The organism is Mycobacteroides sp. PCS013, from assembly GCF_049532645.1.
Classification (GTDB): Bacteria; Actinomycetota; Actinomycetes; order Mycobacteriales; family Mycobacteriaceae; genus Mycobacterium; species Mycobacterium gwanakae.
The window spans coordinates 2,085,780-2,099,092 of record NZ_CP150131.1; the positions used below are offsets into that span (position 1 = coordinate 2,085,780).

Genomic DNA, 13,313 nt, shown 5'->3' on the forward strand with positions numbered 1-13,313 from the left:
CCCGATATGACGATCGAAGCCACCGCTGCCAATACCAAGGAAGCACGTCGTCAGCGGTTGGTTGACCGTGTCAGACAGCTCTTCACCGAGGATCCACAGTTCCGGGCCGCCAAACCCGATACTGCGGTAGACGCCGCGGTCGCCGCGCCCGGTCTGCGACTCGCTCAGGTAGTCGCCACCATCATGGACGGATACGCCGACCGGCCGGCCCTCGGACACCGGGTTCAGGAACTCATCACCGATGAGACAGGTCGGTCGACACTTCGTCCCCTGCCCGAGTTCGAGACCATCACCTACGGGGAACTGTGGGGCATGGCCCGCGCGCTGGCCTCGGCGTGGCATCACGACCCGAGCACTCCGGTGCGCGCGGGCGACTTCGTCGCGATGCTCGGCTTCACGAGCGTCGACTACACCGCGGTCGATCTCGCGTGCATCCATCTTGGCGCGGTGGCGGTACCGCTACAGACCAGCGCGGCCGCATCGAACTGGACCGCAATCCTTGCCGAATCAGAACCTTCGGTACTGGCGGTGAGCGCCGAGTTATTGGATGCGGCAATAGAATCAGCGCTCGTCACGCCGTCGCTGCGGCATGTCACGGTCTTCGATTACCACCCCGGTGTCGATGCGCAGCGCGACAGTGTCGAGTCGGCGCAACACCGGATAGCCGAGGCCGGCCTGCCGATCTCGGTCGAGGTGATGTCTGCGGTGATCGGGCACGGTCGTGCCCTTCCGGAGGCGCCGCTGTTCGCCGCCGAAGACGGCACCGACCCGTTGGCGCTGGTGATCTATACCTCTGGAAGCACGGGCACCCCCAAGGGTGCGACGTACACCGAAAAGATGGTCGCCAAACCATGGCTAAGGGCCGACACCCTGAGTTCCAAGGCCGAGATTCCGTTGATCAATCTCAACTTCATGCCGATGAGCCATGTGATGGGACGCGGCAGCCTGGTCACGGCCCTGGCCTGTGGTGGTCTGGCGTACTTCGCGGCATCCAGCGATATGTCCACCCTGTTCGAAGACATCACCCTCACCCGGCCCACCGTGGTGACTCTCGTTCCCCGCGTGTGCGACATGCTCTTTCAGCGCTACCGCAACGAAGTCGAACGCCGTGCGGGACTGGACTCCGCGGCCGACCTGGCCGCCCTCGATGCCGAAGTCAAGAGTGATATCCGTGAAAACCTTTTCGGAGGACGCGTTTTGACAATCGTCTGCGGATCGGCACCACTATCCGAAGAACTGGCGGCATTCATCGAATCCTGCCTGGACGCCCGCATCACCGACGGCTACGGCTCCACCGAGGCCGGGGTCATCGTCCGGAACGGACGCATCCAGCGTCCCCCCGTCATCGACTACAAGCTGGTCGATGTGCCCGAGCTGGGCTACTTCTCCACCGACAAGCCGCACCCGCGAGGTGAGCTGCTGGTGAAGGCCGAGTCCGTGTTCGGCGGCTATTTCAAGCGCCCCGACGTCACAGCCGATGTGTTCGACCCGGACGGTTACTACAAGACCGGGGATATTGTCGCCGAGCTGGAACCCGACAAGATCCAGATCGTCGACCGGCGCAACAACGTGATCAAGCTTTCCCAAGGCGAGTTCGTCGCGATCGCCAACCTCGAAGCCGAGTACGCCAACAGTCCACTGGTGCAACAGATTTGTGTCTACGGAAGTAGCGAGCGATCCTACCTGCTGGCCGTCGTGGTACCTACCGCCGAGGCCTTCGAGCAAAGTCATGGAGATGACGAACTACTCAAACGCCTGATTGCCGAGTCGCTACAGCAGGTCGCCCGCGAAGCCGAGCTGCAACCGTACGAAGTACCGCGCGACTTCCTGGTGGAGACCGAACCGTTCACCGCCGCCAACGGCCTCTTGACCGGTATCGCCAAGCTGGCCCGGCCGAAGTTGCACGAGAAGTACGGCGCCCGCCTGGAACAGCTGTATTCCGATATCGCGAGTGCCCAGGCGCTCGAACTACAAGCCCTTCACGCCGCCGGACACGAGGGCAAGCCGGTCCTTGAGACCGTGCAACGTGCGGTCACAGCACTGCTGGGCCTATCCGTAGCCGAGGTGGGCCCGGACTCGCACTTCATCGATCTCGGCGGCGATTCTCTTTCGGCGCTGTCCTTCTCAGATCTACTGCGGGACATCTTCGGTGTCGAGGTCCCCGTCGGAGTCATCGTCAGTGCCGCCAACGATGTGGCGGCCATCGCGAACATCATCGAAAGGCACCGCGACTCGGGATCACTCCGGCCCACCGCCGACACGGTGCACGGCGCCGGGCACACCGAGATCCGCGCCGCCGACCTGACCCTGGACAAGTTCATCGACGAGGCCACCCTGCGTGCCGCCCCCGCACTCCCCAGGGCGACCGGAACCCCACAGACCGTGCTGCTCACCGGAGCCAATGGCTATCTAGGACGGTTCCTGGCCCTGGAATGGCTCGAGCGCCTGGACAAAACAGACGGCAAGCTCATCGCTGTCATCCGCGGCAAGGACTCCGATGCCGCCTACCGGCGCCTGGAGGAAGCATTCGATAGTGGCGACGCCGGACTGCTGACGCATTTCCGCGCACTGGCCGACAAGCACCTGGAGGTGCTCGCCGGCGATATCGGTGACCCGAACCTGGGACTGGATGCCGACACCTGGCAACGCCTGGCCGACACGGTCGACGTCATCGTGCACCCGGCGGCCCTGGTGAACCACGTGCTCCCCTACAACCAGCTGTTCGGCCCCAATGTCGTTGGCACCGCGGAAATCATCAAACTGGCACTGACCACCAAGATCAAACCCGTCACCTACCTGTCCACCGTCGCCGTGGCGATCTCGGTGGACCCCAAGGTGTTCGACGAGGACTCCGACATCCGCACCATCAGTGCGATCAGGCCCATCGACGACGGATACGCCAACGGATACGGCAATGCCAAGTGGGCCGGCGAGGTCCTGCTGCGGGAGGCGCACGACCTGTGCGGCCTGCCGGTCGCGGTATTCCGCTCCGACATGATCCTGGCCCACAGCCACTACACCGGCCAGCTCAACGTCCCCGACCAATTCACCCGACTAATCCTCAGCCTCATCGCCACCGGCATCGCACCCGGCTCCTTCTATCAGCCACAGGCGACGGGCGATCGCCCACTTGCCCACTATGACGGGCTACCCGCCGATTTCACGGCATCGGCGATCACCTTCCTCGGCATCGCGGTCGCCGCGTCGGAAAGCTTCCACACGTACGACTCGGTGAACCCACACTCCGACGGCATCTCGCTGGACAACTTCGTCGACTGGCTCATCGACGCCGGATACCCCATCCAGCGCATCGACAACTACAGCGACTGGTTCGACCGCTTCGACACCGCCATCCGCGGCCTGCCCGAAAAGCAAAAGCAGCACTCCCTGCTGCCACTACTGCACGCGTACCGGTATCCGCAGCACGCACACAACGGTGCATTCCTCCCCGCCATTAGATTCCGCGAGGGAGTTCAGTCCACCCAGAACACCGACATTCCCCACCTCACCCGGGATCTCATCGTCAAGTACGCCACGGATCTGCGGCAGCTCGGACTGCTGTAGACGCACGAATTTCTGTGCGCCGCTTTCAATTCCGGTTCGATACCGCCGAAAGCCCGGATCCAGAATGAACCGCGGTGTTAGGGTCCCGCCATGGGACAGTGGTCACGCGACGAGCTGCAGAGCATGTTCGACCATCACCTTCGGGTGGTCGATGAGATCGGCCCCAAGGGCGAGTGGGCCAAGTACGCGGATCTTTTCGCCGAGGACGCCAGTTACATCGAACCGACCTATGGCACCTTCGAGGGCCGGGAGGCCATCCGCGAGTCCATGGTCAAGACCATGTCGGAGTTCCCCGGGGCTGAGATGCCGCACTACTTCTCCAACTGGCATGTCGTCGACGAGGAACACGGCTGGGTCATCTGTGAGCTGGTCAACCGGATGAGAGACCCCGGCGACGGAAGTATCTGGGAAGCAACGAATATCAGCATCTTTCGCTACGCCGGCGACAACCAGTGGGCCAACGAGGAAGATGTCTACAACCCGATGCAGTTCATGACAGCGATCCAGGGTTACGTGCAGCGCAGCAGCGAGCTGGGTTCGTTGTCCCCCGCCGCCCAGACCTTCGGGAAGAACATGGGCTGGCTCGGCTAGCTCGTGGCCAGGAACCTGCCCGCCTTGACCGTACTGCCGAAGCCGTCTACGAACGTGCCGTAGGAGTACACCCGCTGGCCACCGACAACCGTGGCCGCGATCGCCTTGTCGTTGCGGCACACCTGCCGGGACACTCCGAACTCCTCCATGTACTGTTCGTGGTAATCCTCCAGCGAATCATCAAGGCCCGCAGGATCAATCACCGCGATATCGGCGGTGTCGCCGATACGCAGGCGCCCGGCGTCCAGTCCATACCATTCACCGAGTTCGCCGGTAAGCCGATGCACCGCGGCTTCCAGCGGCATGAACGGAGCACCCGCCTCTCGGGCCTCTTTGACACGCTTGAGTAACCGCAGCCCCGCGTTGTAAAAGGACATGTTGCGCAGGTGCGCGCCGGAGTCGTTGTTACCCAGCTGGAAATAGCGGTATTTGATGGCCTCGTTGAGCACATCGGTTCGGTCATTGGCGATCGTGGTGTGCCAGCGCACCTTTCCGGGGTACTCAGACACCAGGTCCAGGAAGGCGTCGACCGGCTGCACCCCGCGCGCGTCGGCCACCTGACCGAACGACTTGCCCACCACAGATTCATCGGGGCACCCGACGATCTCGGTGTCGTACATGTCGCGGTTCCAGGCCACCACTCCGTATTTCTGGGCCATCTCCTTGCGGAACCGGCGACGATATCCCTCATCCTTGATCAGGTCGACCCGCTGGAGCTGATCACGAATATCCAATGCCGCCGTACCCGAGGCGAACTCCTCAAAGATCACCAAATCCATACCGTCGGAATACAGATGGAAAGGCACCGCCAGGAGCTGGAAGTTCACCTGGGAGCGCAGCAGCGGGTTGAGGCCACCGGTGGCCGCCTTGAGAAGCTTGATCACCGACCTGTTGCTCTTCAGATCGAAGGCCGCCAGCAGCGTGGTCTTGAGCGAACGACGCCACGGGCGCGCACCGCTGAGGAGGAAGTGCATGACGGTCTCGGGGCGCTTCTCCACGTCGAGATTCGACTGCACCACGGCGCCGCGCCGGCGCACCACGTCATACAGTGCCCCGTACTCGCGCCAGGTCGCGTAGGTAGACGGCAATTGCCGACCGGCAAACCGGGTGCCCTCCAGCTTGGAGAAGCGCAGCCGGTCGGTGGACAGGCCGACGAAACCCGCGTCGAGCGCATCGGTCACCATCGTGCGCATCCGCGCCAGTTCCTCGGATGTGGGACGCTCGTCGTAATCGGTTGCCCGCGCAAGTCCCATCACCGCGGCACGGATATCAGAGTGTCCGATCAGCGTTGCGACATTGGCGCCCAACGGAAGTGACTCGATGAACGTGCGGTAGCCGCGCGGCCCGTCCCAATCCTTGTGCTCCTTGAGCGCCGAGTGAACCGCGTCCCACGGCAGGGCCTCCACCCGGGCGAATAGATCTGCGACATCCTCGGGATCGGCGTACACCGCGGACATGGAGCAGTTGCCGTAGATGACAGAGGTGACACCGTGCCGCACCGACTCGCCCAGTCCCGGACTGACCAGCACCTCGGCGTCATAGTGGGTGTGCACGTCGACCATGCCGGGAATGACCCACTTGCCGCTGGCATCGATGACCTCGCCGGCCTCGGCGCTCGAAAGATCTGGTGCCATGGCCACCACTTTGCCGCCGCGTACCCCGACGTCCAGCACTTGGCCAGGCGCACCCGTCCCGTCGAACACCAGGCCCCCGCGCACCAGCAGGTCAAATGTCGCCATAGTCGATCCACCTCATCCGATCAGCAGATCCTCAGCTTATCCCTGCTGATTCATGCCCACCCGCGAAGGCCCGGCTGCGCCTTCGCGGGTGCGCCACAACGCGCGAGGTCCTTGCTCACGCATCGAAGAAGATGTGCACCCGATCGGATTCCGGGAGCGTCTGGCACGCCAGCGTGAACCCCTCGGCCACCTCGCTGTCGATGAGAGACTCGTTCATCAGCATCCGCGTCTTGCCCGATCGCACCGAGCACATGCAGGTGGCGCAGGCGGATTCGCGACACACGTACGGCGCGTCGATGCCCGCATCCAGCAACACGTCGAGCAGCTTCTTACCCGGCGGCCAGTCCAGAACGTGTGTACTGCCGTAGATTTCGACCTCCAGGACGGTGCTCCCGGCGACATCGCTACTGGCGACTCGGATGGCTTCGGCCGTCACTGGCCCACCGCGCGACGGCCCGGCAGTCGATCATTCAGCTCACCCTCGGAACCGAAAAGGATTCCCTGCCACTTTTCGAGCAGCTCCTCGGTATCCACATCGTCCGGATGGAATCCAGGCCGCATGTATTCGGCGATATCCCGCATCAAGCCCTTGACCAGCGGGCCGCGGTAGACATCGATGGTCTGCCGCAGCACCGCCAACGGCTTCCATCCACTCGGATCGGTGAGGATCGATGCCAGAACGGCCAGCGTCATCAAGGGCAGCGTGCCCGCCCAGATCAGTGACATCACACCGATGCGTACCGACTCCGGGCCACCCACCGAGCGATACACGTCGAAGGCGACCGACTTATGCTCCATCTCCTCCATGGCGTGCCAGTTCAGCAGGTGGTGAATCTCTTCGGACATCGGAATCTCTTGTAGCTCAGCACTGGAAAGCACCCGCTGAGCCAATACCGCCGTGTAGTGCTCGGCGGCCGCCGTCATGGCCAGATGCGCGATTTTGGGTGCGCGTTTCTCCAGCGCGATGAGGAACTTCTCGCGCCGGCTGCCCTCCTCGAAATTCATGATCCGGACCAAGGGGTAGCCCATATCGATGATCTTCTCGTTGAGCTTGCGATGTTCACGGCCGTGCATGGCCTCCTGCCCGATGAAGCCCGCGACCCGCTTCTTCAACACCGGGTCGGTGATCTGATCGGCGTAGTTGCGCACGGACCTGATGAAGGATTCCTCGCCGGGAGGAAATGCGCCGGAAAGCAGCGAAACCAAGTGACTGAAGACGATGTCGCCCTCGACATAGTGCTTCTTCATGGGAACCGGCTCACCGAACCGGAAGTTCATCCGGCGCACCTTGGGCAGCTCGCGTGCCGCGACACCTCGCCGGCCCTGCTCGACAACAGCCATGACGGAACTCCTTCCTGAGACGTCTCCATTGACGTCTGACCTGGCGATTCACGATAGTACTCTGAGTACTACTGGTAGTATCCATATCGCACCGCGTGAGCACAATAGGCAGCAGACGTGTGTCGTCCGAACCGGCGAACTACGGGCCTGGCACACGTACCATCACTGGTGATGAGAGGCGTGGAGAGTGTGAGTACAGCCATCGCGTCGAAAGTCGGCCCCGGCGCCGCGCGGCGTGGCGACCGCCGCAAGGTTGCCCGAGAAGAGTTGTTAGACGCCGCTTTTCGCGCCATCGACGCGACCGGCTCCACCGTCAGCATGGACGATATCGCCCGCGAGGCCGGAGTCGCCAAACCCAAGCTGTATCGGTACTTCGAGGACAAGGCCGATCTGCACAGCGCCGTACTGGAACGCGTGCAGGACATGGTGTGGAACGCGGCCATGGACCGGATCAATCTGATGACCGACTCGGCTCGCGAGTTGGTTGAGCATGGTGCCAACGAGTACGCCCGAATGATCTCCGATCACCCGAACGTGTTGCGCTTCATCGTGCATGGCCACTTCGTCAATTCCAGTGACGGCACCGAGCGTCTGGTGGAGACCGCGCAGCAGATGACGCACGACATCGCGGAGATACTGTCGAACGCGATCGACGACGAGACGGTGGACATCGACGATGCCGACCTGGCGGTCACCTCTGCCGCGGGCGCCATCGGCACCGCCACCGAATGGTTCCTGGGCCCCAATCAGCAACGTGCCGAACCAATGCCTATCGAGAGGTTCGTGGAGTACCTGACCACCGTGCTGTCCGGACTGGCCGCCTCCATCGCCGAGTTCAACGGCCTGACGCTTGATCCGGACCAGCCGCTACATCTGGCATTCACCAGCACACGCGGGGGCACCGAATGACCGACGGGGTACCCCTGGCACGCATCACCCGGGGCCGGGCACTGGGCAAGCTGGCGGCCGGGCAGGCGGTGCGTACCGCAAGCAATCGCATCTCCATGATCGGGCGATCCGCAGAGGCGCGCGCGCTGCTCGCGGAACGATCCACCCTGCAGGCAGCCGATCAGCTCGTAACCGTGCTGGGCAGCCTCAAAGGTTCGGCGATGAAGCTCGGCCAGCTGCTTTCGATGCTCGAAGTGGACATGGTGCCGGAGGCCCATCGGGAACGCTTCCGGCAGAAGCTGGCCCGGCTGCGCGATCAGGCTCCGCGTGAACCGTTCACGGTGATGTTGCCGATCATCGAGTCCAATCTGGGCAAGCTCGGCAAGAGCTTCCGCGATTTCGACGAGACTCCGGTCGCCGCGGCGTCCATCGGCCAGGTATACCGGGCAGTGCTGCACGACGGCCGCGAGGTCGCGGTCAAGGTCAAGTACCCCGGCGTGGACGACGCGGTACGCGCAGACATGCAAAATCTCGCACTCTTTACCAAGTTCTGGCGCAAAGCGGTACCGACACTGTCGAATTCGGCCTTCATGGAAGAGATCTCCATGAACTTGGAAAGCGAACTCGATTACCTGCGAGAGGCACGCACACAGCACGAGATCGCCGAACGCTATCGCGGACACCCCTTCATCGTGATCCCCGACTGTGTCTCCGAAATGTGCACATCACAGGTTCTCGTGACGGAGTTCCTGGACGGCCAGTCGTTCCCTGTCATGCAGACGCTCCCCGACGACGAGCGCAACCGGATCGGTGAGCTGATTTTCCGGTTCTATATCGGATCGCTGTTCCAGGACAACGACTTCTGTGGCGACCCGCACCCGGGGAACATCCTGCGGGCGGCCAACGGCACCCTGGGATTTGTGGACTTCGGCTTGTACAACCGGATGAACCCCGAACACGTTGACTTCGAACGACACATCATGCGCGCCGCCACCGAGGGCCGCGCCGAGGACATGTATCAGGCGATGGTGGCGCGCGGGATCATCGACCCGCATGCAGACGTCAGCCCTCAGGACTGTCTGGAGTACTGCCACGCGGCTTCGGGGTGGAACCTCGTCGACGAGGAGATGACCATTACCCCGGAAATCGCCTCCAGCGCAATGATTCTCGCCGTCGACCCGCGTTCCGGCGAGTTCTCCGGAATGCGCCGCCAAAACCTGCCTCCCGAGCACATCTTCTCGCGCCGTGCGGATTTCTACACCTTCGGCGTACTCGGACAGCTCAATGTCACCGGCAACTGGCATCGCATCGCCCGCGAATGGATCTACGGTGAGCCACCCGCCACGGAGATCGGAACCGCCATCGCCAAGTGGCGCGCCGCGCGCTAGTCGTCCGCAAGCTGTACGTCGTCGTTGCCGTCACGCAGGGAATCAATCATGCTCTTCAGAATCCGGAGCGCACCTGACTGCTCGGCCTCGGATAATCCGGCCAGCATTCTGATCTCCACAGACCGGACCGCGACCGTCGCCTTCTCCAGACTTCGGCGGCCGCGGGGCGTGAGCCGCGCCGGAAGGACCTTTCCGACTGGCGCCTCCGCCGGCCTGGTCACATAACCCTCACGTTCCAGGTTCTGGAGCAGCACGTTCATCGACTGTCGTGTCACGAACGCGCCGCGCGCGAGCTCGGAGTTCGACAGACCTGGTCGTTGCGCCAGCAGCTCAAGGCAGGAGTAGTGCGTCACGGTCATCCCGAGTGGCCGCAGCACCTCCTCCATGGCGGCACGCAGGACGCTGGATGCCTCTTTCAGGAGGTAGCCCAGTGACGTTTCCAGATCGACACCGTCTTGACTCATGTCAGCATTCTGACATAGATTGTTTTATGTCAGTAAACTGACATAAAACACGAAGGAGCATCATTATGCCCGTCACCGGACCCGATTTCATCTCACTGCAGGCCCGCGATCTCAACTCTTCACAGGCGTTCTATGAGCAGTACCTGGGCCTTGTACGCTCGCAGACAGGGCCTCCCCATGCCATCGTCTTCGAGACGAAGCCGATCGCCTTCGCACTCCGCGACATCATGGCCGGCACAGATCTCGCATCCGCTGCACAGCCTGGCATCGGTGCCGCAATCTGGTTGCACGCCACTGACGTCCAGGCCATTCACGATGCCCTGACCGCCGACGGTCACTCCATCGTTTCCGAACCGATTGACGGCCCCTTCGGTCGGACATTCACCTTCGCCGACCCTGACGGCTATCACATCACTCTTCACGACCGAGCCTAGTCAGCCAGCAATCCGTCGATCGCGCGGCCGAACATCCACTGCCCGCCCATCTTCGCCAATCGGTCGAAGACCCGGGGCAGACCTCGAATGTTCACATCCTCGGTCCAGATCACGCGTGCACCACTGCTCTGGGCATGTACCTCGATCTCGGCCCACCCCAGGATAAGGCTCCCCGTCTTCTCCAATCGGCAACGGCCGGGACTCCCCGAGCGCGGCGGCTCCCATCGGGTAACTGTCATCGGGTCGTCAAAACCTATGGCCCCTAACCCTGTTCGCCCCACAAATGTGGTGCCGACCCGCGCCGGCGGATCGCTCGTCACCGACACCGTTGTCAGCGGGATGTGCTCGCTATGCCGCGGCCAGTCGGTGATACGCGCGAACGCTTCGGCGACGGGCAGCGCGGTGGTGCGCTCTATTCGGAGAAGGGCCATAAGCCGAACAACTTCGAGGTCGCCTTCTGTCCGCGCAACGCAATGATGGTGTCCGCCAAAGTTTCTCCCGGATCGCGGTAGGTTATCCCAAGTTCACGCTCGCTGGGCGAGTCGTCAGACGCGGGCATCTGTGTGTAGTACTGCATGCCTGCCTCGGTCATCGGGGTGCCCAGCGGCACATACCGGCCGAGCTGATCCATTACCGTTCCCGCCACACGCAGCACGGAATCAGGCACCGGAACGGCCAGCACCGTGCTGCCCGCCGCCTCGGTCAACAGATTCACCAGCTCATCCACCTCCAGCCGATGGCCGCCGGCGGTATAGCGCCGTGGGCCGTGCCCGGTCTCCAACAGAGCGGCGTGCAACGCGGCCAGGTCTCGGACGTCGACCACCAACCATGCCGCACTGCGTCCCGGGACCGACCTCATCAACAGGGCCCAGCGCACGCCCTCGGCCGCCTCACCGAACTGGTCCCCGGCGGGAGGTCCGAGCACCATGCCCGGGTAGGTGATGGTCACCGGTGCGCCAGCGGCCTGCAGTTCGCGCACATAGAGCTCGACCCGCGCCTTGGACTGCCCGTATCCGTCGCTGCCTCCCGCCGCGGGCAGGTCGGCCTCGAACGTCCGCAGGCCGGGCCGGAACAGCGCGGTGATGCTCGAAACATGCACTATCGGATCCAGACCACGGTCAACAGCCGTGCCAAGAACGTTCTGGGTGCCCTCGAGATTGATGGCCATCATCCGATCGGCCTCGGGGGGATCGGTGCTGACCATGGCCGCGCTGTGCAGCACCGCATCGCACCCGTCGAGCGCGGTCTCGACCGACTCCCGGTCGGTGATATCGCCGACGGTGTAGTCGGATACGTCGACCCCCAGCGTCGCCACCGTGGTGTGCAACCGGGCTTCCTTACGCACCAGAAAACGGACCTGATGCCCGGCATCTGCGATAGCCTTCGCCGTCCATCCGCCCACGAATCCGGTACCGCCCGTGACCAATACGCGCATCCTCACGTCCCTCCGGCTTGGCGGACCGCTCCAATCAGGACATGGTAGGTCGTCGGCGACCTCTTACCGGGCGAATACGGAAGAGCCATGTGGCACCGTCCCCGGTACGGCGTGTGCCAAGATCGCTGGGTGCGTCTACGCCCCGCCCTCCAGCTCCTCGCCGTCCTCGCCGCCATCGCCATGGCCTGGGCACCGACCGCGACTGCGCAACCCGAGCGCGTGGCGCCCATCGGGCACATCGGCGAGACACTGCATTTCGATTACGGCACCATCGGCGCCGACGTCACCGTGCACAACATCGAACCCACCGGTATTCCTGCCGGAATGGCTCCCCCGCGCGGCATCATCTGGAAGGCGTACGTCACCATCCGGCCGACCAAGGTGCCCAACGCGTACGCGTTGCTGATGGCACTCAAGCTGGGCGGCATCTCACCGGAGACCGGCGATGCCTACGAGCCCCAGCGCACCGATGAGCCTGATGATCTGAACTACGCGCTGCGCAACGCCCCGCAGGGGTCGACCGTGAGCGGAGCGGTGTACTGGGATGTCTACCGCGGGCCGGTGCGCCACATCGTGCTGCGGTCGGCTCAAACCCAGGTTCACCTGGCCCAGTGGGACCTCTGAGACATCGCGCGCGAGCTACTCAGCGGGGCTGGAACAGGTAATTCCGGAAGGTCTCGGTGACCTTGTCCACGGGCCGCCAGGAGTCGGCGCTCCACACCGACATCCGGTAATCCCGCGCCGTGAACCACGCGACAATGTCCTCGGCGGTGCGCCCGAACCGCTCCATGTGGCGATCTTCGACCTCCAGCATCATTGCCGGCCGGGTGCGCTCAAGGGTCTTCTCGCCGCTGACCAGAACGTCGAGTTCGGCGCCCTCGACATCGATCTTCACGAAATCGATCCGCTTGATGCTCAGCCGGTCACAGAACCCGTCGAACGTCTCGGTGTCGACAACCACCCGGATGTGCTCATCGAACTCGGCGTTTGAGCCCAGCCCGTCGGCCCCGGCGTCGACGAAGGACCGGCCGGTGATGGGCTTGCCGTTGCGCAGCGGAACGCTCATGACCTGTTCACCAGGATTGGTACCCAGCGCCACGGCGTGCCGGCGCACGTTCTGCGCACTGCGCAGCCCCAGGGCCGCCGACGAGGTGGCGTGGGCGAACCGCAGCGGCTCCAGGCTGTACACCAGACCGTCGGCACCCACCAGACGCGCCAGCTCCGCTGTATAGAAACCGGCAGCCGCACCCACGTCCAGGCACACATCCCCGGGCTTGACCACCTGTGCGATACCCACCAGCTCGGTTTCCACCCAGGGTGTGGTGCGGGCGAGTGTGCGCAGGCCCTGCCCCACCACGGCGTCACGAATCTCGCCGAAGGCCGTCACGCGCCGCGTCATATGGTGCTCCTCAGGGTTGGTCATCAACATGGGTCGCAGTCTCGGAACCGCGCCAAGTATAGGTAGCGTG

The 13,313-nt window shown here is 63.5% G+C and carries 13 protein-coding genes; 6 read left to right on the forward strand and 7 right to left on the reverse strand.

Translation table 11 applies throughout. The features are described 5' to 3' along the window. Positions 1–6 precede the first annotated feature (6 nt). Both car and RHO23_RS10160 read left to right on the forward strand, forming a co-directional pair. Positions 7–3,564 (forward strand): carboxylic acid reductase, encoded by a 3,558-nt coding sequence (gene car, locus RHO23_RS10155; protein WP_423489027.1) that lies wholly within the window; start codon positions 7–9, stop codon positions 3,562–3,564. A gap of 90 nt (positions 3,565–3,654) precedes the next feature. Next, complete coding sequence (locus RHO23_RS10160; protein ID WP_064409065.1) at positions 3,655–4,155, forward strand: nuclear transport factor 2 family protein; 501 nt, start codon at positions 3,655–3,657, stop codon at positions 4,153–4,155. On the opposite strand, the gene RHO23_RS10165 is transcribed toward RHO23_RS10160, so the two are convergent. The 3 genes from RHO23_RS10165 to RHO23_RS10175 form a co-directional block, all read right to left on the reverse strand. After that, complete coding sequence (locus RHO23_RS10165; protein WP_030093745.1) at positions 4,152–5,894, reverse strand: N-acyl-D-amino-acid deacylase family protein; 1,743 nt, start codon at positions 5,892–5,894, stop codon at positions 4,152–4,154. The genes RHO23_RS10160 and RHO23_RS10165 overlap by 4 nt on opposite strands. Positions 5,895–6,009: 115 nt before the next feature. After that, positions 6,010–6,330, reverse strand: a complete 321-nt coding sequence (locus RHO23_RS10170) for a 2Fe-2S iron-sulfur cluster-binding protein (protein ID WP_030093746.1) — start codon at positions 6,328–6,330, stop codon at positions 6,010–6,012. Beyond that, complete coding sequence (locus RHO23_RS10175) at positions 6,327–7,235, reverse strand: metal-dependent hydrolase (RefSeq protein ID WP_030093747.1); 909 nt, start codon at positions 7,233–7,235, stop codon at positions 6,327–6,329. Before RHO23_RS10175 ends, RHO23_RS10170 begins: the two co-directional genes overlap by 4 nt. A gap of 180 nt (positions 7,236–7,415) precedes the next feature. Between RHO23_RS10175 and RHO23_RS10180 the strand changes: the two genes are divergently transcribed. Both RHO23_RS10180 and RHO23_RS10185 read left to right on the forward strand, forming a co-directional pair. Next, complete coding sequence (locus tag RHO23_RS10180; RefSeq protein ID WP_217340328.1) at positions 7,416–8,144, forward strand: TetR/AcrR family transcriptional regulator; 729 nt, start codon at positions 7,416–7,418, stop codon at positions 8,142–8,144. Next, positions 8,141–9,511, forward strand: a complete 1,371-nt coding sequence (locus RHO23_RS10185; RefSeq protein ID WP_030093749.1) for an ABC1 kinase family protein — start codon at positions 8,141–8,143, stop codon at positions 9,509–9,511. The genes RHO23_RS10180 and RHO23_RS10185 overlap by 4 nt, the downstream gene beginning before the upstream one ends. Here the strand turns inward: RHO23_RS10185 and RHO23_RS10190 are convergent. Continuing rightward, positions 9,508–9,975 carry a MarR family winged helix-turn-helix transcriptional regulator gene (locus RHO23_RS10190; RefSeq protein WP_030093750.1) on the reverse strand — a complete coding sequence of 156 codons (468 nt, stop codon included), beginning with the start codon at positions 9,973–9,975 and terminating at the stop codon, positions 9,508–9,510. The genes RHO23_RS10185 and RHO23_RS10190 overlap by 4 nt on opposite strands. Positions 9,976–10,040: 65 nt before the next feature. On the opposite strand from RHO23_RS10190, the gene RHO23_RS10195 reads away from it, so the two are divergent. Beyond that, positions 10,041–10,409 (forward strand): VOC family protein, encoded by a 369-nt coding sequence (locus RHO23_RS10195; RefSeq protein ID WP_030093751.1) that lies wholly within the window; start codon positions 10,041–10,043, stop codon positions 10,407–10,409. Here the strand turns inward: RHO23_RS10195 and RHO23_RS10200 are convergent. Together RHO23_RS10200 and RHO23_RS10205 are read right to left on the reverse strand one after the other, a co-directional pair. After that, positions 10,406–10,840: an SRPBCC family protein gene (locus RHO23_RS10200; RefSeq protein WP_423489028.1), complete on the reverse strand. Its 435-nt coding sequence runs from the start codon at positions 10,838–10,840 to the stop codon at positions 10,406–10,408. The genes RHO23_RS10195 and RHO23_RS10200 overlap by 4 nt on opposite strands. Beyond that, positions 10,822–11,844, reverse strand: a complete 1,023-nt coding sequence (locus RHO23_RS10205; protein WP_423489029.1) for an SDR family NAD(P)-dependent oxidoreductase — start codon at positions 11,842–11,844, stop codon at positions 10,822–10,824. Before RHO23_RS10205 ends, RHO23_RS10200 begins: the two co-directional genes overlap by 19 nt. 129 nt (positions 11,845–11,973) lie before the next feature. Between RHO23_RS10205 and RHO23_RS10210 the strand changes: the two genes are divergently transcribed. Then, positions 11,974–12,468 carry a DUF1942 domain-containing protein gene (locus RHO23_RS10210; protein ID WP_030093754.1) on the forward strand — a complete coding sequence of 165 codons (495 nt, stop codon included), beginning with the start codon at positions 11,974–11,976 and terminating at the stop codon, positions 12,466–12,468. Positions 12,469–12,487: 19 nt separating this feature from the next. Here the strand turns inward: RHO23_RS10210 and RHO23_RS10215 are convergent, their stop codons facing one another. Then, entirely contained in the window at positions 12,488–13,243 is a 756-nt protein-coding gene (locus RHO23_RS10215) for an FkbM family methyltransferase (protein WP_030093755.1), read from the reverse strand. Positions 13,244–13,313 lie beyond the last annotated feature (70 nt).